The 21,348-nt window shown below is 57.4% G+C and carries 20 protein-coding genes, 4 tRNA genes and 1 other annotated feature; of the genes, 9 read left to right on the forward strand and 15 right to left on the reverse strand.

The window, feature by feature from the left end:
* Nucleotides 1-58: 58 nt before the first annotated feature.
* A tRNA-Asn gene (locus tag AB6V08_RS09620) sits at nucleotides 59-134 on the forward strand.
* 46 nt (nucleotides 135-180) lie between these two features.
* Here the strand turns inward: AB6V08_RS09620 and AB6V08_RS09625 are convergent.
* The 4 genes from AB6V08_RS09625 to nac form a co-directional block, all read right to left on the reverse strand.
* Nucleotides 181-483 (reverse strand): transcriptional regulator, encoded by a 303-nt coding sequence (locus AB6V08_RS09625; protein WP_368542445.1) that lies wholly within the window; start codon nucleotides 481-483, stop codon nucleotides 181-183.
* 4 nt (nucleotides 484-487) lie between these two features.
* The gene (locus AB6V08_RS09630; RefSeq protein WP_368542446.1) at nucleotides 488-841 is read right to left on the reverse strand and encodes a type II toxin-antitoxin system RelE/ParE family toxin; all 354 of its coding nucleotides are present in this window, start codon (nucleotides 839-841) and stop codon (nucleotides 488-490) included.
* 210 nt (nucleotides 842-1,051) lie between these two features.
* Nucleotides 1,052-2,002, reverse strand: coding sequence for an HTH-type transcriptional regulator Cbl (gene cbl, locus AB6V08_RS09635; RefSeq protein ID WP_368542447.1), 951 nt, complete (start codon nucleotides 2,000-2,002; stop codon nucleotides 1,052-1,054).
* 96 nt (nucleotides 2,003-2,098) lie between these two features.
* Nucleotides 2,099-3,016 carry a nitrogen assimilation transcriptional regulator NAC gene (nac, locus tag AB6V08_RS09640; RefSeq protein WP_234675498.1) on the reverse strand — a complete coding sequence of 306 codons (918 nt, stop codon included), beginning with the start codon at nucleotides 3,014-3,016 and terminating at the stop codon, nucleotides 2,099-2,101.
* Nucleotides 3,017-3,336: 320 nt separating this feature from the next.
* On the opposite strand from nac, the gene AB6V08_RS09645 reads away from it, so the two are divergent.
* Nucleotides 3,337-3,412 (forward strand) — tRNA-Asn (locus AB6V08_RS09645).
* 66 nt (nucleotides 3,413-3,478) lie between these two features.
* Here the strand turns inward: AB6V08_RS09645 and ldtA are convergent.
* Nucleotides 3,479-4,378, reverse strand: a complete 900-nt coding sequence (ldtA, locus tag AB6V08_RS09650; protein ID WP_368542448.1) for a L,D-transpeptidase — start codon at nucleotides 4,376-4,378, stop codon at nucleotides 3,479-3,481.
* Between the two features lie 229 nt (nucleotides 4,379-4,607).
* Between ldtA and shiA the strand changes: the two genes are divergently transcribed.
* From shiA to AB6V08_RS09665, 3 genes are all read left to right on the forward strand, one after another.
* Entirely contained in the window at nucleotides 4,608-5,936 is a 1,329-nt protein-coding gene (gene shiA / locus AB6V08_RS09655) for a shikimate transporter (RefSeq protein ID WP_368542449.1), read from the forward strand.
* A 71-nt stretch (nucleotides 5,937-6,007) separates the two neighbouring features.
* Nucleotides 6,008-7,462, forward strand: coding sequence for an AMP nucleosidase (locus tag AB6V08_RS09660; RefSeq protein WP_368542450.1), 1,455 nt, complete (start codon nucleotides 6,008-6,010; stop codon nucleotides 7,460-7,462).
* An 18-nt stretch (nucleotides 7,463-7,480) separates the two neighbouring features.
* On the forward strand, nucleotides 7,481-9,253 hold the full coding sequence (locus AB6V08_RS09665) for an aminopeptidase P family protein (protein ID WP_368542451.1): 1,773 nt from the start codon (nucleotides 7,481-7,483) through the stop codon (nucleotides 9,251-9,253).
* A gap of 139 nt (nucleotides 9,254-9,392) precedes the next feature.
* Here AB6V08_RS09665 and AB6V08_RS09670 read toward each other — a convergent pair.
* Nucleotides 9,393-9,468, reverse strand: a tRNA-Asn gene (locus tag AB6V08_RS09670).
* An 80-nt stretch (nucleotides 9,469-9,548) separates the two neighbouring features.
* On the reverse strand, nucleotides 9,549-10,991 hold the full coding sequence (emmdR, locus tag AB6V08_RS09675; protein WP_439649869.1) for a multidrug efflux MATE transporter EmmdR: 1,443 nt from the start codon (nucleotides 10,989-10,991) through the stop codon (nucleotides 9,549-9,551).
* Nucleotides 10,992-11,217: 226 nt separating this feature from the next.
* On the opposite strand from emmdR, the gene AB6V08_RS09685 reads away from it, so the two are divergent.
* Nucleotides 11,218-11,293, forward strand: a tRNA-Asn gene (locus AB6V08_RS09685).
* A 114-nt stretch (nucleotides 11,294-11,407) separates the two neighbouring features.
* Here AB6V08_RS09685 and AB6V08_RS09690 read toward each other — a convergent pair.
* The 4 genes from AB6V08_RS09690 to dacD all read right to left on the reverse strand — a co-directional run bounded on the left by AB6V08_RS09690 (nucleotide 11,408) and on the right by dacD (nucleotide 14,919).
* Complete coding sequence (locus AB6V08_RS09690; protein ID WP_152081519.1) at nucleotides 11,408-11,743, reverse strand: DUF496 family protein; 336 nt, start codon at nucleotides 11,741-11,743, stop codon at nucleotides 11,408-11,410.
* Nucleotides 11,744-11,990: 247 nt separating this feature from the next.
* A complete protein-coding gene (locus tag AB6V08_RS09695; RefSeq protein ID WP_368542454.1) occupies nucleotides 11,991-13,049 on the reverse strand; it encodes an FUSC family protein in 1,059 nt (352 codons plus the stop codon).
* Nucleotides 13,050-13,141: 92 nt separating this feature from the next.
* Nucleotides 13,142-13,615, reverse strand: coding sequence for a DNA gyrase inhibitor SbmC (gene sbmC, locus AB6V08_RS09700; protein ID WP_368542455.1), 474 nt, complete (start codon nucleotides 13,613-13,615; stop codon nucleotides 13,142-13,144).
* Between the two features lie 131 nt (nucleotides 13,616-13,746).
* Nucleotides 13,747-14,919: a serine-type D-Ala-D-Ala carboxypeptidase DacD gene (gene dacD, locus AB6V08_RS09705; RefSeq protein WP_368542529.1), complete on the reverse strand. Its 1,173-nt coding sequence runs from the start codon at nucleotides 14,917-14,919 to the stop codon at nucleotides 13,747-13,749.
* Between the two features lie 192 nt (nucleotides 14,920-15,111).
* Between dacD and sbcB the strand changes: the two genes are divergently transcribed.
* On the forward strand, nucleotides 15,112-16,548 hold the full coding sequence (gene sbcB, locus AB6V08_RS09710) for an exodeoxyribonuclease I (protein ID WP_439649872.1): 1,437 nt from the start codon (nucleotides 15,112-15,114) through the stop codon (nucleotides 16,546-16,548).
* Nucleotides 16,549-16,649: 101 nt separating this feature from the next.
* Here the strand turns inward: sbcB and AB6V08_RS09715 are convergent, their stop codons facing one another.
* The 4 genes from AB6V08_RS09715 to AB6V08_RS09730 form a co-directional block, all read right to left on the reverse strand.
* Nucleotides 16,650-18,008 (reverse strand): APC family permease, encoded by a 1,359-nt coding sequence (locus AB6V08_RS09715; RefSeq protein ID WP_368542456.1) that lies wholly within the window; start codon nucleotides 18,006-18,008, stop codon nucleotides 16,650-16,652.
* Nucleotides 17,998-18,060 (reverse strand): membrane protein YoeI, encoded by a 63-nt coding sequence (yoeI, locus tag AB6V08_RS09720; RefSeq protein ID WP_099458931.1) that lies wholly within the window; start codon nucleotides 18,058-18,060, stop codon nucleotides 17,998-18,000. Before yoeI ends, AB6V08_RS09715 begins: the two co-directional genes overlap by 11 nt.
* A 220-nt stretch (nucleotides 18,061-18,280) precedes the next feature.
* Nucleotides 18,281-19,210 (reverse strand): LysR substrate-binding domain-containing protein, encoded by a 930-nt coding sequence (locus tag AB6V08_RS09725; RefSeq protein ID WP_368542457.1) that lies wholly within the window; start codon nucleotides 19,208-19,210, stop codon nucleotides 18,281-18,283.
* 41 nt (nucleotides 19,211-19,251) lie between these two features.
* A complete protein-coding gene (locus AB6V08_RS09730) occupies nucleotides 19,252-20,076 on the reverse strand; it encodes an SDR family oxidoreductase (protein ID WP_368542458.1) in 825 nt (274 codons plus the stop codon).
* 175 nt (nucleotides 20,077-20,251) lie between these two features.
* Here AB6V08_RS09730 and hisL point away from each other — a divergent pair, with 175 nt between their 5' ends.
* Nucleotides 20,252-20,299, forward strand: coding sequence for a his operon leader peptide (gene hisL / locus AB6V08_RS09735; protein WP_234676162.1), 48 nt, complete (start codon nucleotides 20,252-20,254; stop codon nucleotides 20,297-20,299).
* Nucleotides 20,275-20,398, forward strand: a sequence feature (His leader region). (Overlaps the previous gene by 25 nt.)
* A gap of 46 nt (nucleotides 20,399-20,444) precedes the next feature.
* Complete coding sequence (gene hisG, locus AB6V08_RS09740; protein WP_368542459.1) at nucleotides 20,445-21,344, forward strand: ATP phosphoribosyltransferase; 900 nt, start codon at nucleotides 20,445-20,447, stop codon at nucleotides 21,342-21,344.
* The last annotated feature ends 4 nt before the right edge of the window (nucleotides 21,345-21,348 follow it).

A 21,348-nucleotide genomic window follows, 5' to 3' on the forward strand; every position in this document is an offset into this window, starting at 1 on the left:
TAATTTTAGTGTTGACACAAATTAGCGAGGCCATTAACATGCGCCTCGTTCACACGATTCCTCTGTAGTTCAGTCGGTAGAACGGCGGACTGTTAATCCGTATGTCACTGGTTCGAGTCCAGTCAGAGGAGCCAAATTTGAAAAGCCTGCTTTTACAGCAGGCTTTTTGCTTTTCTGCGTTCAGAGAACAAAATCGTAGTGAGAGCCGTCCGGCAGTTCCACGTCAAGACGCAGCTTACCGCCCGCCGCCTCAACGTAGCGCTTAAGGGACGAAAGCTTCAAATCACGGCCAGGCTTTTCCATGACGGCAACGGTAGGCTGTCTGATACCGAGCGCCTGAGCCATTTCGACCTGCGTTTTCTGCACTTTCTCGCGCAGCTCCGCAAGGTGGATGTTGAGCAAGATATCCGTCGCTATCGCCTGAGCGTCAGCCACAACCTCAGGTTTTTCGTCCGCAATAAGCTGCTCCAGCGTTCTGCCCATCGCGTTACTCCTTCTTTTCTAATGTATTTAGCCATCGGGTAAATTCCCGATCGGCAATCGGAAGCATCTCTTTATAGAAGCGAATTTCGTTTCCCACCTTATTTCCGGCGCAAAGCACTATTCCGCAGCGGTAGGGGTCAAAGGCGAAAAATGCCCGTAACGGATCGCCCCTGCTCTGAATTCGCAGCTCTTTCATGTTGGTGTAGCGCGAGCCCTTAACAGTATCAGCATAGGGCCTGCACAGCCCTGGCCCCTTCTCACGCAGCACGAGGAGTGCCGCAAGTACGCTGGCGCGATCGGTGTCCTTGAGGCGGGTAAACCAGCTATCGAACACGTCCGTTGTTCTAATTGCCCACACGGGACCTCCCTGAATATAGATTAAATACTATATAGATGTAAAGCTATAGGGGGAGTATGCAGGAGAGTTTTACGTGGGGCATTTGCCAGTGTTAAAAAGCGGAAGGCGCATTCAGAAAATGTTGAAGATGCTCGCCGGGCGGTAATACCTCCTTACCCGGCACAATAACCCTTTTGCCCGGTCAGCAACGCGCCGCCAGGCAAACGCAGACTAAATCTGATAATCGATCGCCACTTCTTCTGGCTCCATCACCTGACGCTTGATTTCATCCACCGACAGCCCCGCATTGCAGAGCTCGATAAAGCGCCAGACGTAGTTGCGCTGCAGCTGCCCGCGCTTGAGGCCGAGCCAGACGGTGTTGGCATCGAACAGGTGGCGGGTATCCAGACGCACCAGATCTCCCGTTTCGCGCTCGCCGCCCGACTGTTCCGCCACCAGCCCAATGCCGAGCCCGAGTTCGACGTAGGTTTTAATCACATCCGAGTCCTGGGCGCTCAGCACGATATCCGGCGTCAGGCCCTTGCGGTTAAACGCCTCGTCGATGCGGGAACGTCCGGTGATGCCCTGCCGATAGGTGATGAGCGGCCATTTGCCGATCTCCTCGAGGGTCAGCGGAGTGACCTGAGTGAGGGGGTGATCGACCGGCAGCAGCAGGCTGTGGTGCCAGCGGAACCACGGGAAGGCCACCAGCAGCGGATCGTTGCTCAGTCGCTCGCTGGCGATGCCAATATCCGCCCCGCCGTTTTGCAGCAGCACTTCGATCTCCTGCGGCGTGCCCTGGATCAGCTCCAGACGAACGTCGGGGAAAAGCTCGCGAAAGGCTTTGATAACCGGCGGCAGGCTGTAGCGCGCCTGAGTATGGGTCGTAGCGATGGTCAACACGCCGGACGCGTCATTGGTGAACAGATCCGCCAGTCGGCGGACGTTGCTGGCCTCGTTGAGAATACGCTCGGCGATGGTCAGCAACGCTTTGCCTGGCTCCGTCATGCCAAGCAGGCGCTTGCCGCGACGAATGAAGATCTCGATCCCAAGCTCCTCTTCCAGCTCGCGAATATGGCGGCTGACGCCCGACTGGGAGGTATAAAGCATGTTGGCGACTTCGGTGAGGTTATAGTCCCGCCGTGCCGCCTCACGGATAATTTTAAGTTGCTGGAAATTCACGATTCACTCCGGCGCATCTGACATGGCTCTATTGTTAGAGTCAGCCGACCTGGAGAACAAATAATAAAAACCAGCATCTTATGCTTTTATGGAATATCAGCTGACGAGCTGCAGCTCGCGATTTTCCAGCGACGGCTTGCTGACCAGCGACATCAGGATCTCTTTTACCGCCTGCGCCTGTGGCGTCAGCGACCCGCGTGCCGACATGTTCAGCGACAGCGGCAGGCTCATTGATGGCGTGGTGATCCGCGCCATCCAGCCGTTTGCAGCGCTGCACAGCGAGCGCGCCGCCGATTCTGGCAGTACGGTCACGCCCATTCCGCTGGCGATAGCCGCGGTCAGCGTGGAGATAGAGTCAATTTCACCGATGATTTTTGCCGTCAGGCGGCGCAGGGAAAAGGCCTCATCCACGCGCACCCGCACGGCGCTGTAGTCGCGCGGCAGGAAGAGATTCATCTCCGCAACGGCGGTCAGGTCGATACTCTGGCCCGGACAATCGCGGGTGCCGACCAGGTAGAGGTCCTCTTTCAGCAGCGGCTGGCTGGTGATCCCGGCCACCGGAGAGCGGTCGTACAGCACGGCCATATCCAGCTGTCCGCCGAGCAGTTTTTCGTTCAGCACCGACCCGCTGTTTTCATGCAGATACACCAGCACGTCCGGCAGCTCCGCGCGTACCGCCTGCAACAGCGGCATGGTAATAGACGACGCCGCCGTTCCCGGGGCGAGGCCAATAGAAACATGCCCGCTCAGCGTCTGCCCGACATTGTTCACCGCCAGCTGCGCCTGTTCGCACTGACGCAGAATGGTTCTGGCGTGGGTATAGAGAATTTTGCCGGCTTCGGTCGGCGTTACGCCACGCTTCGTGCGGATCAGCAGCTGCTGATCCATTTCACCTTCCAGAGTGGCCACCTGCTGGCTCAGCGCAGGCTGCGCGATATGCAAGACTTCCGCGGCCTGGGTCAGGCTGCCGATATCGACGATTTTCACGAAGTATTTCAGTCGTCTTAAGTTCATTTTGCCCCCTGTTCGAAATGCAGTGCCAGTACTGGCTCTAATTGTGAAAGGGTTTTTGCAATATGAATGCCAGTTTTGAGAAGAGGTCTGATTAGTCCCCTAACCGCCTGAAAATAAGGAAATCTAATCGCCAGGGCGGGTTTTATTATCGAAACAGCGGTTTATGATCTGCCCCATAAGAGGTATTCACGCACCATTAGGGTGCATTCCGTTGTGAAAAACGCCATTTTGCTGATTTTGTCAGCAAACGATCAAAAGGTTGCGATCCACCCTTTGACAAGCGTAACTGACGTCGATAATATGCGCCCCGTTCACACGATTCCTCTGTAGTTCAGTCGGTAGAACGGCGGACTGTTAATCCGTATGTCACTGGTTCGAGTCCAGTCAGAGGAGCCAAATTTAAAAAGCCTGCTTTTATAGCAGGCTTTTTGCTTTTCTGCGTTCAGCAGGCGTACCGCCAGGTCACATCCCTATTCTTACCGGCATCCCCGAGCGACGCTCCAGAGCCGCCTCGCCGCCTGCGCTCACAAGCTGCGCCCGCAACGCGGGAGCTATCGGCAGCGGCACTTTTTTGGTGGATTCAAATTCCGCGCGGTTACGCGACAGCGGTTCGTGAACTTCGAGCCAGCGGCTGCCGTCGGGTTCGGTCGTTGTCTTCACCGGCTGATCGATAAGCTGGACGCGCGTCCCGACCGGAATATTGTCGAACAGATATTTAATGTCGTTATTGCGCAGACGAATACAGCCTTGACTCACCCGCAGCCCGATGCCGAAGTTCGAGTTGGTGCCGTGAATGGCGTACAGCCTGCCGATATAGATGGCATACAGCCCCATCGGATTATCCGGCCCTGCCGGGACAAACGCAGGCAGCGTTTTGCCCTCCTGGGCATAGGCTTTACGCGTGTTCGGCGTGGGCGACCAGGTTGGCCCCGCCAGCTTGCGCTCCACGTGCGTCACCCAGTTTCGCGGCGTTTCGCGCCCGGCCTGGCCGATGCCAATCGGGAAAACCTCAACGCTTTGACCGTCTTTGGGATAGTAGTACAGGCGCATTTCCGCCACGTTCACCACAATGCCCTCGCGCACCGTATCCGGCAGGATCAGCTGCTGGGGGATAATCAGCTGCGTTCCCGGCCTGGGTAAAAACGGATCGACGCCCGGATTGGCCTCCAGCATATTGCTCAGCCCCAGCTCGTGCCGCGCGGCGAAGGCCTCCAGCGGCAGGGTATTGCCCTCCGGCACGGTGATAACCTGCGTGCTTCCCACCAGACGGCTTCCCTCCGGGGGCAACGGGTAGCGGGTGGCCAGCACGCTCTGGCTAACCAGTAATGCAGCAATACACCCCAACAGACTCAGACGACGCATCTTCCCTTCCTCAGTCGCGTTACGTATCGGATAAGCATAGCCTTTTTCGCCATTCATACCGGGAGATGGAGCCGTAAACGGACCGATTTTTATCCGCGAACGGGAAATAAAATCAGTTTCCTCCCGCCCCCTGTCGCGGTAGTCTCATAGGTTCCGCCGATACGACGGACGCAACGTGAGTAACCTTTTCTTATACCAATAATTAAAAATCAGTACAGACAGGATAACTATGGACTCCACCCTCATCTCCGCACGTCCTATAGAGGAGACACCTTCGCTCAATCGCGCCCGCCGCGCTGCCCTCGGCAGCTTCGCTGGCGCCGTCGTCGACTGGTATGATTTTCTGCTCTACGGCATCACTGCCGCGCTGGTGTTTAACCGCGAATTCTTCCCCCAGATAAGCCCCGCGATGGGCACCCTGGCCGCCTTTGCGACCTTTGGCGTGGGATTCTTGTTCCGCCCGCTCGGTGGCGTGATCTTCGGCCATTTTGGCGACCGCCTCGGACGCAAGCGAATGCTGATGCTGACGGTGTGGATGATGGGGATCGCCACGGCGCTGATCGGCATTCTGCCGTCGTTCGCCACCATTGGCTGGTGGGCGCCAGTGCTGCTGGTGACGCTTCGCGCCATTCAGGGATTCGCCGTGGGTGGTGAATGGGGCGGCGCGGCGCTGCTGTCCGTGGAAAGCGCGCCCAAACACAAGAAAGCCTTCTACAGCAGCGGCGTGCAGGTGGGCTATGGCGTTGGCCTGCTGCTCTCCACCGGTCTGGTATCGCTCATTAGCCAGCTCACCACCGACGAGCAGTTCCTCAGCTGGGGCTGGCGCATTCCCTTCATCTTTAGCATTGTGCTGGTGATCGCCGCCCTGTGGGTGCGCAACGGCATGGAAGAGTCCGCCGAGTTTGAAAAGCAGCAGCAGGAAGCGCCCGTGGTTAAAAAACGCCTTCCGGTGATGGAAGCCCTGACCCAGCACCCTGGCGCTTTTCTGAAAATTATCGCCCTGCGCCTGTGCGAACTGCTGACGATGTACATCGTGACCGCGTTCGCCCTGAACTACTCCACGCAGAATCTGGGCCTGCCTCGCGAGCTGTTCCTGAATATCGGCCTGCTGGTGGGCGGCATTAGCTGCCTGACCATCCCCTGCTTCGCCTGGCTTGCAGACCGCTTTGGCCGTCGGCGCGTCTATATCACCGGCGCGCTGATTGGCACCCTGAGCGCCTGGCCGTTCTTTATGGCGCTGGAGGCCCAGTCGGTGTTCTGGATCGTCTTCTTTGCCATCATGCTGGCAAATATCGCCCATGACATGGTGGTCTGCGTCCAGCAGCCGATGTTCACCGAGCTGTTTGGCGCGCGCTATCGCTACAGCGGCGCGGGCGTGGGTTACCAGGTGGCGAGCGTGGTGGGCGGCGGCTTCACGCCGTTTATCGCCGCCGCGCTGGTGACGTTCTCCGGCGGTAACTGGCACAGCGTGGCGATTTACCTGCTGGCGGGCTGCCTGCTCTCTGCCGCCACGGCGCTGTTCATGAAAGAGGCACCTCACGCCGGGCCCGCCTCCTGATCTCTTTTGTTTCACAGGCGTGTGACATACTATCGGGTAACGCCGCACACCTGTGGAACAAGGAGACAGAGATGAATAATAAGGGCTCCAGCCTGACCCCGGCTCAGGCACTGGAAAAACTCGATGCGTTATACGAACAGTCCGTTAACGCATTGCGCAGTGCCATCAGCGAGTACATCGAAACCGGCAAACTTCCCGACGATAAGGCCAGAAGCAGTGGCCTTTTTGTTTATCCGTCACTCTCCGTGACCTGGGACGGCAGCGCCAGCACCACGCCAAAAACCCGCGCCTACGCCCGCTTCACCCACTCAGGCTGCTACAGCACCACCATCACCCGCCCTGCACTGTTCCGCCCTTATCTCGAAGAGCAGCTCACCCTGCTGTATCAGGATTACGGCGCGCACATCAGCGTTGAACCCTCAATGCACGAAATTCCCTATCCTTACGTGATAGACGGGTCTGCGTTGACGCTGGACCGGTCGATGAGCGCCGGGCTGACGCGCCACTTCCCGACCACCGAGCTGTCGCAGATTGGCGATGAAACCGCAGACGGTATTTATCACCCGGCCGAGTTTTCCCCGCTGTCGCACTTCGACGCGCGGCGCGTGGATTTCTCCCTCGCGCGCCTGCGTCACTACACCGGCACGCCCGCCGAGCACTTCCAGCCGTTCGTGCTGTTCACCAACTACACCCGCTACGTCGACGAGTTCGTGCGCTGGGGATGCAGCCAGATCCTGGATCCGGACAGCCCGTACATTGCGCTCTCCTGCGCGGGCGGGATCTGGATCACCGCCGAAACCGAAGCGCCTGAGCAGGCCATTTCCGATCTGGCGTGGAAAAAGCATCAGATGCCCGCCTGGCACCTGATCACCGCGGACGGTCAGGGGATCACGCTGATTAATATCGGGGTTGGCCCGTCGAACGCCAAAACCATTTGCGACCATCTGGCGGTGCTGCGCCCGGACGTCTGGCTGATGATCGGCCACTGCGGCGGCCTGCGCGAAAGCCAGCTGATTGGCGACTACGTGCTGGCCCACGCCTATCTGCGTGACGATCACGTGCTGGACGCGGTGCTGCCGCCGGATATCCCGATCCCAAGCATTGCCGAAGTGCAGCGCGCGCTGTACGACGCCACCAAAGAGGTGAGCGGAATGCCGGGTGAAGAGGTGAAGCAGCGCCTGCGCACCGGGACGGTCGTCACCACCGACGATCGCAACTGGGAGCTGCGCTATTCCGCCTCTGCGCTGCGCTTTAACCTGAGCCGCGCGGTTGCCATTGATATGGAGAGCGCCACCATCGCCGCCCAGGGCTACCGCTTCCGCGTCCCGTACGGCACCCTGCTGTGCGTGTCGGACAAGCCGCTGCACGGTGAAATCAAGCTCCCGGGTCAGGCCAACCGCTTCTATGAAGGGGCCATTTCCGAGCACCTGCAAATTGGCATCCGCGCCATCGATTTACTGCGTGCAGAAGGCGACAAGCTCCATACCCGCAAGCTGCGCACGTTCAACGAGCCGCCGTTCCGCTAATAACAATAAGGAAGAACAATGCACAACACGTCACCGCTCTCTGCCCTGCGCCAGTGGCTCGGGGAAAACCATCTCGACGGGATGATCGTCCCCCGCGCCGATGCCTGGCAGAGCGAATACTGCGCGCCCTATGATGAAAAGCTGGCGTGGCTGACGGGCTTTGACGGCTCCGCCGGGCTGGCGCTGGTTTTGAAAGACAGAGCCCTGCTGTTCGTTGACGGGCGCTATCAGGTGCAGGCGCGTGTTCAGGTCAATATGGATGAGGTGGAAATCCACCATCTGCACAACGAGCCGCTGGCAGACTGGCTGGCGCACAACGTCGCCCCGGGCACCCGCATCGGCTTTGAAGCGCTGCTGATGACCAACGCCGAGTACGCGCAGCTGTCGGCCACGCCCTGTGAACTGGTGCCGCTGAAGGCCTCTCCGTTCGATACGCTCTGGACCGATCGCCCTGCGGCGCCGGCCGGGGCAATCCGCGAGATGCCCGTTGAGACCAGCGGCGAAAGCAGCGCGGACAAGCGCCAGCGTGTGGCGCAAATTCTCGCTGAGAAAGGCGCGGATTATCTGGCGATTACGCTGCCGGACAACATCGCCTGGCTGCTGAACGTCCGCGGGTCCGATATCCCGACCAGCCCGGTTCCGCTCTCTTTCGCCCTGCTCAGCCGCGACGGCGGCGTGGAGTGGTTTGTAAACGACAACAAGCTCCACGCGCTGCCGCAGGCGGTGCGCGACGCCTTTACCCTGGCGCCGCAGGATGCGTTTATCGACCGCTGCAAGCAGCTTTCACAGGGCAAACGGGTGCTGGTCGATGCGGATTCCGCCCCCGTCGCGCTGCGTTTCGCCATTGAACCGCAGGGGGAGATCGTCTGGCATACCGACCCGATCACCCTGATGAAGGCCAATAAGAACCCGACGGAGCTGGCGGGCTACCGCGAATGCCATCATCAGGACGGCGCGGCGTGGGTGAACTTTCTCGCGTGGCTGTCCCGCGAAGTGCCGCAGCGGGCAGAGGCCGGCAATCCGCTCACCGAGCTTGAGGTTCAGGCGCAGCAGCTTGCGTTCCGCGAGCGGCAGCCGGGCTTTATCGAGCAGAGTTTTGCCACCATTTCCGCTGCCATGAGCAATGCGGCGATGTGTCATTACCACTCCAGCGATGCCAGCAACAAGCCGCTGCTCCAGGATCATTTTTATCTCAACGATTCCGGCGGTCAGTACCAAAACGGCACCACCGACGCCACGCGCACCCTGGCGTGGGGCAAGGTCGATCCGCAGCAGCGTTTGCACTACACCGCCGTGTTAAAAGGCTTTTTGTCGCTGATTACGCTGCAGTTCCCGTCCGGGACGCAGGGACACCAGCTCGACGCCTTCGCGCGCCGTCCGCTGTGGGAGATGGGGCTGGATTACGATCACGGAACCGGGCACGGCGTGGGGCATCAGCTGTTGATCCACGAAAACCCGCACCGTATCGCGAAAAAGGTGAACCCGTGGCCGCTGGTGGCCGGGAATATCATGACCATCGAGCCGGGGTATTATCTGGCCGACAGCCACGGCATTCGTATTGAAAATCAGGTGGAAATCGTTGAGAGCCGTCCGGGCTTTTGCAAGTTCGCCTCCCTGACGCTGATCCCGATTGACCTGAGCCAGGTGGAGCTGAGCTTGCTGAACGACCAGGAGAAGCAGTGGCTGGACGAGTACCACCAGCAGGTGCGCGAGGCGATCTCCCCGCTGGTGGACAGCGATGCGCGCCCGTGGCTGTTTGAGGCGACCGCGCCGATCCGGGTTAATCGCTAACCCACTGAATTGCCGCGTGGCGGCGGCACCTTACCCGGTCTGCTATCGAATCGCAGGCCGGGTAAGCGAAGCGCCACCCGACAATTTTACCGAATCCAGAAAAGCAAAAAGCCTGCTGTAAAAGCAGGCTTTTCAAATTTGGCTCCTCTGACTGGACTCGAACCAGTGACATACGGATTAACAGTCCGCCGTTCTACCGACTGAACTACAGAGGAATCGTGTGAACGGGGCGCATATTATCGATGCTCCCCGGTGTTGTCAAAGGCAGATTGCAGATTTCCGATCGTTTGCCGATTTATTCTCCACTTCGCGCATTTGCTACGCATTCCGCGGCTTCGGCGTCGATAATCTCAGGTTTTTTCCGCGGATATTTCCACAGCCAGCGCCCGCTGACCATTCGCCAGTAGAACAGCGCGCCGCGCACGGCCCAGTCGAGGAACATCCCCAGCCAGACGCCGACGACGCCCATTCCGAGGATAATCCCCAGCGTATAGCCCGCCACCACGCGGCAGCCCCACATGCCCAGCATCGTGACCCACATGGCAAATCGCGCGTCGCGCGCGCCCTTAAGCCCGGCGGGCAGCACCCATGAGGCGGCCCAGATCGGCATAAACGCGGCGTTAAGCCAGATAAGCACCTTCACAACCTCTTTTACGTCGTCTTCGTGGGTGTAAAACGACGCCATCAACCCGGCAAATGGCGCGGTGCCCCAGGCGATTGCCGTGAGCCCAATAGTCGAGAGCCAGAATACGTGGCGCAGCTGACGCTCAGCCTGCCCTATCTGCCCTTTCCCGAGCCGTTTGCCCGTGATGATGGTTGACGCCGACCCCAGGGCGTTGCCCGGCAGGTTGATCAGCGAGGCGATAGAAAACGCAATAAAGTTACCCGCAATCACGTCGGTTCCCATGCCCGCCACGAACATTTGCGTCAGCAGCTTGCCGCCGTTAAACAGCACCGATTCGATACTGGCCGGGATACCTATCCCCATCACTTCCCAGATGATGGCGAAGTTGAACGGGCGGAAATAGCTTTTCAGCGTGAGCCGCAGCGACGGCGTAATCCCGGCCATCAGCACGCCGATAATCGCCGCAGCGCCGATGTAGCGGGAGATGGTCAGCCCCAGCCCTGCGCCGACAAAACCGAGTCCGTCCCAGGAGAACACGCCGTAAATCAGGATGCTGCTGATGATGATATTCAGGATGTTCATCCCGCCGTTAATCAGCAGCGGGATTTTGGTATTCCCGGCTCCGCGCAGCGCACCGCTGCCGATGAGCGCAATCGCCGCCGCCGGATAGCTCAGCACCGTCATTTCCAGATAGGTCAACGCCAGCTCTTTCACTTCGCCGGTGGCTTCCCCCGCCACCACGTCGATGATCTCCCTGCCGAAGTAGTGGATCACCGCCGCGAGAATGGCGGAGAACACGGTCATGATCATCAGCGACTGTCTGGCCGCCTCGCGGGCGCGTTTGGGATCGAGTTTGCCAAGGCTGAACGCAACGACGACCGTGGTTCCCAGATCGATAGCCGCAAAGAAGGACATCACCACCATGTTAAAACTGTCGGCCAGCCCTACCCCGGCCATCGCCTCTTTACCCAGCCAGCTCACGAGGAAGGTACTCAATACCCCCATCAGCAGGACGCAGGTATTCTCCAGAAAAATAGGTACGGCAAGGGGGGTGATTTCACGCCAGAAGAGAACACGGTAGCTTTTACGCTTTGCATACCAGGGCGTGCGCATAATCGCCTGGCGTATGGGGGCAGTGACGTTCAAAATGGACCTTAGCGAGAAAGTTGAAACTCCATTTCAAATGATGATTGAGAAATGCGTATCCTGCAAAGTATTTTCCATAAAAATATGTTTGGAATTACAACAAACTGACGACAGTTTCGGCAATCGAACCATTTTCGCTAAGATGAGGTTTGACAAAAGTTTTTTCGCCGCTAAGATAAGCCTCCACAACGATTCCTCTGTAGTTCAGTCGGTAGAACGGCGGACTGTTAATCCGTATGTCACTGGTTCGAGTCCAGTCAGAGGAGCCACATTTAGAAAAGCCTGCTTTTACAGCAGGCTTTTTGCTTTTCTGCGTATGGCCTTCTCGGGCCATAAAAAAAGGCCCTCTGTTGCCAGAGAGCCTCTTCACAATTCAAGCGCGATTATTCGCCTTTCACTTCCGCGTTTTTAATCTCGCCCATCACTTTCAGTTTTTTAGAGATGTCGCGACGCTCTTTAGACAGCTCAGCGTTCTTAATGATGTAGTCGTCAACGCGGTCTTCGTAGTCGCTCTTCATGCTGGCGATGATGCCCTGAATGGCTTCAACGCTCATACCAGGCTTGATGTAGTCGCTCAGGTTGTCGAGCAGCAGAACACGTTTCTGGTTGTCACGGATCTTCTTCTCAACGTCCTGGATTTCACGCTGCAGCTTGTTTTTGCGGCGGAACAGGCGGACGAATTCCAGAACATCCTGGAACGAAGGCTTGGTAGTTTCCATTTTTACACCCCTGATAATGTGAGATTCGGATTCGTTAAAGCAACCGTTGTAACAGTAACCTTACTGACAGCGGCCGCGAATGGCAATGAGTATACCCGTCATACTTCAAGTTGCCTTTGCGAGGGCTTCCTCGCACATCACCTTCACGCAACTCGACCGATCTTAGGTAAATATCGTTTAAAGCTATCATAACCCCAAATGCTGCTGAATCGAAGCAGCAGCCGTCACATATGGCGATGGCTGCTTTTTATTTGCGCAGCGCACGGCAGATCAGATGCGACAAAAGCTCCAGCTGCCGCGCCAGCTCCATGCTCAGCCAGACGTAGCCATGTATCGGCGTTTCAGCCACGTTATCGCTCTGGCGTTCGTTGATAAGCTGCTTTAGCTCGGCAACGATCTCATTCAGCCGCTCGCTGTTTGCCAGAATGGGCTGCGGGTTCCCCTCATAAAGCGCGTGCGCGATGGTGAGCAACGTCTGCTGGGTCATCTGCTGCGTCTCTTTTAGCGTATGCGCGTTAAGCATCAGCAGATGGCTCGGACGGGACGCCCAGTGGGCGTTGATTTGCAGTTCCACAATACACACCAGATTGCGGCTGACCGTCTGGATAGCTTCAAATATTGCCTTCTGAATGTGGGTCTCTTTGCTGGCAGGCGTGATCAGGCCGCGCATTTTCACCACGTCATTGAGAATTTTTTGCAGATGCTTTTCCAGCCGCGGGCGCTCTACCAGGTTAGGCGAAAACCCGGCCTGATAAACCCGGTTGAATGCCGTGACGTAGTTCGCCATCTGGATGCGCCAGTGCAGAAACGCGCGCTGCGGCCAGATGCCGGTAAACAGCATCGCCAGCAGCGAGCCGAGGATCACATCCCCGCTTCGCCACAGCGCCGTGGTCATATCCCCCGCCGGGGCACCGACGACAACCGACAGCGTGATGCCAATCAGCAGCGCCTGATACGGTTTTTTGCCGAGCGCCAGCCAGCCGCAGAGGAACATCGCCGCGGCGCACCACAGCAGCATGATCGGGAACGAGATCAGCTCAAGCTTAAGGGCAATCAGCCCGAGCGCAGAGCCCAGCACCGTGCCGCCGATACGCTCGAAGGCACGCGGCACAACGTTTCCCCAGAAGGAGATTGGCCCCATGATGACCACCAGCGTGATCAGCGGCCAGGTGCCCTCCGGAACGTTCAACAAGCGAACCAGCACAAAGGTGAGAACAAAGGCCAGCGCAATGCGACATCCATGCACTACGCGGTAATGTTGATACAGCCGAATTTCAAACGGCGTTAAAGATTTGTCGGGACGCACACCCGCTCTCCAGCTACACGGCAAAGCACAATTGTACTGTGTTTTCAGCCGGGCGGATCGCTCCCGGCTGAAAAACCCTGCTGATACCAGGATTAACCGGCTTTATGCTCTACCGCGACGTACATCTCGATATCCCAGTATCCGTCAGCGTTGCCGTCGTTCAGGTAGCGTTCGAAGCAGGGTTTCGGCGCGCACTGGTATCGGTTGTCCTGCAAAAGCGAGTTGAAGAATTGATACCAGGGCGTGGCGAAATCATGATTTTCGACCCGGGCGGTGGCGACGGCGTAATCGCCAGCCGCGATTTCGGTGAGCATCACCCCTTCGCTGTTGTCAGGAATAACGAAGTCTTCCGGCACCGTGACCGCCGTATCACAGCGCAGTTTTTCCGCCGGGACAACGTCGGGGTTATCGTAATACACCGCCACCCACTCCAGCGGCTGGATCTGACGGCCATCGACCCACATCATCAGTTGTTCAAAGCCCTTTTTGACGGTCTTTTCCCAGGGGCCGACGAGGTGGAAACCGGCTATTTTACGTTTCTGCTGCTGCTTAATGCTGTAGTCCATGCTGCCTCCGTTTATTACTGTATATTCATACACTGTAAAGCAGGTTTTCAATGAACGGCAAATGAGGAATGCTTATTATGCGAGCAGACTCGCATCCCTGCCAGTCTGCTGATGGCGGCCTGCTAACGCAGTTAGATTTTGTGGTGCAGATAATCGCCAAGACGGGAGAAAAGCCCGCCTTTATCAACGTTTTCCAGCGTCACCAGCGGCCAGTGAGCCACCACTTTGTCGCGGTCGTAGAGCTGGATTTCCCCGACGCGCTGGTGCGCGGCAAGCGGCGCTTCCAGCTCTTTTTTATCCAGCACGTATTTGGCCTTGATGTTAGGGACTTCCGCTTTAGGCAGCGCCAGCCAGAAGTCCTGATCGGTGCCCAGTGCGACCTGCTCTTTATCTCCGTACCAGATGCGCTCGGTTCCGACCTTCTTACCGCTGTGCAGGATCTGCACGGTATCAAAATTCTGCTGTCCCCAGTGCAGCAGCTTGCGGGCCTGATCTTCACGGCCTTTCGGGCTATCGGCGCCCATCACCACCGCGATCAGGCGGCGCTGGCCGTCTACCGCAGAGGCAATCAGGTTAAAGCCAGCCCCGGAGGTGTGGCCCGTTTTCAGCCCGTCCACGTTCATGGTTTTGTCCCACAGCAGGCCGTTGCGGTTCTGCTGGGTGATCCCGTTCCAGGTGAGGCTTTTCTCGCTGTACATGTGGTAGAACTCAGGCTCACCGTGAATGATCGCCCGGGACAGCACCGCCAGGTCGTAGGCCGAGCTGTGCTGCCCCGGCGCATCCAGGCCATGCACCGTTTCGAAGTGGGTATCGCGCAGGTTCAGCTTCTGGACGTAGTCGTTCATCATGTTGACGAACTGCGGCTGTCCGCCCGCCACGTGGTCGGCCAGCGCCACGCAGGCATCGTTACCGGAATCGACAATCAGACCGCGGCTCAGGTCGCGCACCGTCACGCGATCGCCTTGTTTCAGGAACATCAGAGAAGAACCATCAAACACCGGGTTGCCCTTCGCCCACGCGTCGCGGCCTACGGTCACGACATCGTCAGGCGTGATGCGGTGGCTGTCGATCGCGCGGTCGACGACGTAGCCCGTCATCAGCTTTGTCAGGCTCGCCGGATTGCGCTGCTGATGTTCGTTGCCCGCCGTTAAAATTTGACCAGTGGTGTAATCCATCAGAACCCAGGATCCCGCCTGGATAGCCGGAGGCTGCGGTGAAAAATCCAGCGGATCGGCAGCCAGGGCAGATGAGATACTCGAAGCGAGTAAAGAAACAGCAATAAACAGACGGCGTTTCAACGGTATATCCTCAGGTCATTAAAAATCGTTGACCTTTTTACGGGAGTTCTTATGTCGTTACCTGGCTTAATTGCAAAAAAATGTGACAGGCAGCATATTTTTTCCTGAAGCAGCCTCGCAATTTTCACCCTTAATGGCGCTTTTTATTCGGTCTGTTCCCCGCGATCGTTTACCATAGTGGCGTCAATTTTTAACAGGATGGTATCACTGGTGTCTGACTCTGCCGCGCGCCCTACATTTTTATTCCACGATTACGAAACCTTTGGCACCCACCCGGCTCTGGACAGGCCTGCCCAGTTTGCCGCCATCCGCACAGATGAAGATTTCAACATCATTGGCGAGCCTGAAGTCTTTTACTGCCGTCCCGCCGACGACTACCTGCCTCAGCCCGGTGCCGTGATGGTGACGGGCATTACGCCCCAGGAAGCGCGTGAGAAAGGCCTCAACGAGGCGGATTTCGCGCGTCGTATCCACGACCTGTTTACCGTGCCGAATACCTGCGTGGTGGGCTATAACAACATCCGTTTCGACGATGAAGTGACGCGCAATATTTTCTACCGCAACTTCTACGATCCCTACGCGTGGAGCTGGCAGAACCGCAACTCGCGCTGGGACCTGCTGGACATCATGCGCGCGTGCTATGCGCTGCGCCCGGAAGGGATTAACTGGCCGGAGAACGAGGAAGGCCTGACCAGCTTCAGGCTTGAACACCTTACCCGCGCCAACGGTATTGAACACAGCAACGCCCACGACGCGATGGCCGACGTGTACGCCACCATTGCGATGGCAAAGCTGGTGAAAACCGCCCAGCCGCGCCTGTTTGAATACCTGCTGAGCCACCGCAGCAAGCATAAGCTCACCACGCTCATCGATGTTCCGCAGATGAAACCGCTGGTGCATATCTCCGGAATGTTTGGCGCCTGGCGCGGAAACACCAGCTGGGTCGCGCCGCTGGCGTGGCACCCTGACAACCGCAACGCGGTGATTATGGTCGACCTGGCGGGAGACATTTCGCCGCTGCTGGAGCTCGACAGCGATGCCCTGCGCGAGCGCCTTTATACCCCGAAAAGCGAGCTGGGCGACCTGCCCGCCGTCCCGGTGAAGCTGGTGCATATCAATAAGTGTCCGGTGCTGGCGCAGGCCAACACGCTGCGTCCGGAAGATGCCGACCGTCTGGGCATTAACCGCCAGCAGTGCCTGGACAACCTGAAGGTGCTGCGCGACAACCCGCAGGTGCGCGAAAAAGTGGTCGCCATTTTTGCCGAAGCCGAGCCGTTTGTGCCGTCGGACAATGTCGATGCGCAGCTTTATAACGGCTTCTTTAGCGATGCCGACCGGGCGGCCATGAATATCGTGCTGCAAACCGAGCCGCGTAACTTGCCCGCGCTGGACATTACCTTTGCCGATAAGCGTATCGACAGGCTGATGTTCAACTACCGGGCGCGCAACTTCCCCGGCACGCTTGATGAAGCCGAGCAGGAACGCTGGCTGCAGCATCGCCGGAACGTCTTTACGCCGGAATATCTGCAAAGCTACGCCCAGGAGCTGGAAATGCTTTATAACCAGCATGAAGGGGATGCGGAGAAGCAGGCGCTGCTGAAAGCGCTGTTCCAGTACGCGCAGGAGATTGTCTGAATTCAGGGCATAAAAAAACCGGAGGCGATGTTCTCCGGTTTTTTTTGCCCGCTTACGCGGGACTTAAACGTCGGGCACGCAGTGCGCGACCCGACTCAATGTTATGCAACGTCTTCGTACTGAGGAACCGGGTTGCGGAAGCTTTTGGTTACGCAGGCCAGGTAAATCAGACCGATACCGCCCCAGATCAGACCCAGAACCATTGAGCTTTCTTCCAGGTTGATCCACAGTGCGCCAACGGTCAGCGCGCCGCACACTGGCAGTACCAGGTAGTTGAAGTGGTCCTTCAGCGTCTTGTTGCGCTTCTCACGGATCCAGAACTGAGAGATCACGGAGAGGTTAACGAAGGTGAAGGCCACCAGCGCGCCGAAGTTGATCAGCGCCGTTGCTGTTACCAGGTCGAATTTAATCGCCAGCAGCGCAATTGCGCCAACCAGCAGCACGTTCCACGCCGGAGTACGCCATTTCGGATGAACGTAGCCGAAGAAACGGGTTGGGAACACGCCGTCACGGCCCATTACGTACATCAGACGAGACACGCCCGCGTGTGCCGCCATGCCGGATGCCAGTACGGTGACGCTGGAGAAGATCAGCACGCCCCACTGGAAGGTTTTACCTGCAACGTACAGCATGATTTCAGGCTGTGACGCGTCCGGATCTTTGAAGCGAGAGATGTCCGGGAAGTACAGCTGCAGGAAGTAGGAAGCACCGATAAAGATCAGGCCGCCAATCAGCGCCGTCAGGAAAATCGCTTTCGGGATCACGCGCTCGGCGTCTTTGGTCTCTTCAGACAGGGAAGAGATACCGTCGAAGCCCAGGAACGAGAAGCACAGGATGGTCGCACCGGTAATCATCGGCACAACGTGCGCCCCTTCAGACCAGAACGGACGGGTGCTGGTCAGCGTACCCGCGCCTTCACCGTGCATTACGCCGTAAATAATCAGACCGACGATAACCGCAACGATACCCATCTGCAGGATAACAATCAGGGTGTTAAAGTTGGCAACGGTCTTGATGCTGCGCAGGTTAGAGATGGTCATGAAGGCCACCAGCGCAACAACGAAAATCCACGATGGTACGGAAGGCACCAGCGCTTCGAAGTAAATTTTAGCCAGCAGAATGTTGATCATCGGCATGAACAGGTAGTCCAGCAGAGATGACCAGCCCACCATAAAGCCAACAGCCGGGCTAATGGATTTCTGAGCATAGGTGTAGGCAGAGCCGGCGGACGGGAAACGGCGAACCAGTTTACCGTAGCTCAGCGCTGTAAAGAGGATGGCGACCAGCGCAAAGGCGTACGCCGTTGCAACGTGACCGTCAGTAAGGCCTGATACGATACCGAATGTATCGAACAGCGTCATTGGTTGCATATAGGCAAGGCCCATCATAACAACCGGAATCAACGTAAGCGTTTTACGTAATTCCACGCGAGAGGTTTTTGGAGTTGCGTTATGCGACATAGTTATTCTCCTTTACGGTGATAACCGCCACGTAAGCGAAAAATTGCCCCATTTTCTGTATTCCTCAGCGACAACAACTGTCGGATTTTAGTAAATATCTATCCGGTACGAAGCCCGGCCTCTTGGTTTTTAGTTTCGTTTCGTACATGCAAAAAAAAATAACCGACGCCTTTTATATCGTCGATTATTCATTTGTTTGCAGCGGCGGCATTTTGCCCTAATCCAGACACAAAAGGCAATAGATTGAGAAAGCTATCAATAAATTAAATTTCCTAAACGCTTGATTTCTCAACATCGGGCGGAGTGTAAACGGCGGCGATAGCACTATTTGCTAAAATTTCTGCCCGCCACCAGGCACTCGCCAGCCCGGCGGTTTGTTCGTTCCAGCCAACCCATACCGATTCATCTTTGCTTTCGACCATCACCTGCTTTTCAACCAGCGCGCCGCTTTCAATAAAACGCTGCGCTAAATAACGCGGAATATATCCGCATCCCAGGCCGCTAATTTGCAGCTCCAGCTTGGTTTTAAAATCGAAAACCGTAATCGCTTCCTGACAATCAAGCTGCTGGGAAGGACTCGGATATTCAGGGTGAGCGCTGTCGCCCACCACAATGGCGCGAAAGCCTCGTATGGTGCGGCGGTTAATCGGCTCAGGCTCCTGCGCCAGCGGGTGATGGGGCGCAACGGCAAAGACCTGTTCCAGCACACCGAGCCGGGCGAAGCCGAAATCGCTCAGCTGCGGCGGCTCGTGCAGGGCGCCCACGATGATGTCTGCCCTGCCCTGGGTCAGCGCTTCCCACGACCCGCCCAGCACGCCGTTAATAAAGACCAGCCGGGTTACGCTGTGGCTCTGGTAAAACTGTTCGATAAGCGGAGTTAACAGCGAAAAGGGAAAGGTGTCATCAACGCCAATCACCAGCTCGTTTTCCCAGCCCTGATGAAGCTTAACGGCCTGCTTTTCCAGCTCCCGAACCGTGTGGAGCACCTCCCGCCCTTTTTCCAGCAGCATTTGCCCGGTGCGGGTAAAGCGTGCGCGGTGGCCTGAACGGTCGAGGATCTGGATGTTCAGATCGCTTTCAAGCTTATGGACGGTATAGCTCAGCGCCGAGGGCGTTTTGTAGAGCTTCGCCGATGCAGCCGCGAAGCTCCCCTCTTTTTCAAGCGCATCCAGGATAATCAGGACATCCAGCAACGGTTTCATATTCGCCCCCAAACGGTGTGCGATTGATTCCGCTGATGGAATTATTCCATGGGCATCACCAGCGGATCGGGATACTGATACTCAAATCCCAGTTCATGACAGATACGATTGCCATCAACAATTTTGCCTTTTCCCTCCCCCTGCGCGTTGCCAAAGACCGGCGGAGCCAGGCCAAGCTGTCGCGCCATCAGCGGGTAGAAGGTGCTCCGCGATGGATGGGAAGGCGCACATATATTATAGATGTGCCCCCCTTTCGGAGCCTGGAGCAATAGCTCAATTGCGCCAATCACGTCTTCGAGATGCACAAGATTGACGCCGTGCTGCCCGTCCGGCGCCGATTTTCCGGCGAAAAAGCGCCCCGGATGACGCCCCGGCCCGACCAGGCCCGCCAGACGCAGAATGTCGACCTGCGTTCCCGGAAGATTGTGCAGCCAGTCTTCAAGCTCTTTCAGCACCCGCCCGCTGGCGGTCACCGGGCGGCGTTCGGTGATCTCTTTGACCGTACCGTCGGCATCGCCATACACCGAGGTGGAGCTGGTAAAAATAATGCGCGGCACATGGTGCGCCAGCGCGCTATCGACAATTTCCTGCACCGCCTGCAAATAGAAGGTGTCTCCTGGACCACTGCGCCTTGCCGGCAGGGTGATCACCAGCGCGTCAACCCCCATCAGCACGTCCAGGTCGTCAGCATCGCACACCAGCTCCGGCTCCAGACGCAGCTCGATGCCGTCAATGCCGCACATCCGCGCCGCCTCTACGCCGTCCGCCGTGGTTTTACTCCCGGTCACCTGCCAGCCTTTTGCTGCTAATGACATCGCCAGCGGCATTCCCAGCCACCCTAAACCGACAATTGCCACCTTTTTCATGCGAATTCTCCTGACTCTCATACGTCTGCATTAAGGCTACGCCAGCCCGACAGAACACACAATTCATAGCATCAATATGAAATGAATTAATGATCAAAAAAAGCCCTTGCATTACCGCGTATAAGTGGTTTAGGTTAAAAGACATCACATGAATAAGCATTCATCGAGAATATATATGAGCGTTCAATTTAAACTTCACCATCATCACCATCATCCTGACTAGTCTTTCAGGCGATGTGTGCTGGAAGACGTTTGGATCTTCCAGTGGTGCATGAACGCAAGAGAAAGCCCCCGGAAGATCATCTTCCGGGGGCTTTTTTTTTGGACCGAATTCAGACAGGTTAAAACAGGTTAACGAGGAATAAAGAATGTTAGATAACTCACGTTTACGCATAGCTATTCAGAAATCAGGCCGTCTTAGCGATGATTCACGCGAACTGCTCGCCCGCTGCGGGATCAAAATCAACCTGCACACGCAGCGCCTGATTGCTCTGGCTGAAAATATGCCGATCGATATTCTGCGCGTGCGTGATGACGATATTCCGGGCCTGGTGATGGACGGCGTGGTTGACCTGGGCATTATCGGGGAAAACGTGCTGGAAGAAGAGCTGCTGACCCGCCGCGCCCAGGGCGAAGACCCGCGCTACTTTACCCTGCGCCGTCTGGACTTCGGCGGCTGCCGCCTGTCTCTGGCGACCCCGGCGGACGAAGCCTGGGACGGCCCTGCCGGGCTGAACGGCAAGCGTATTGCCACCTCGTACCCGCACCTGCTGAAGCGTTACCTGGACCAAAAAGGCGTGCAGTTTAAATCCTGTCTGCTGAACGGCTCCGTTGAAGTGGCCCCCCGCGCCGGCCTGGCGGACGCCATCTGCGACCTGGTCTCCACGGGCGCCACGCTGGAGGCGAACGGCCTGCGCGAAGTGGAGGTGATTTACCGCTCCAAAGCGTGCCTGATCCAGCGCGACGGCGAAATGGAGAGCGCAAAGCAGCAGCTCATCGACAAACTGCTGACCCGTATTCAGGGCGTGATCCAGGCGCGTGAATCGAAGTACATCATGATGCACGCGCCAACCGAGCGTCTGGACGAAGTGATCGCCCTGCTGCCGGGCGCTGAACGCCCAACCATTCTGCCGCTGGCAGGGGATCAGCAGCGCGTGGCGATGCACATGGTCAGCAGCGAAACCCTGTTCTGGGAAACCATGGAAAAACTGAAAGCGCTGGGTGCAAGCTCCATTCTGGTGCTGCCAATTGAGAAGATGATGGAGTGATCGC

The organism is Enterobacter soli, assembly GCF_964208575.1.
GTDB lineage: Bacteria > Pseudomonadota > Gammaproteobacteria > Enterobacterales > Enterobacteriaceae > Enterobacter > Enterobacter soli_A.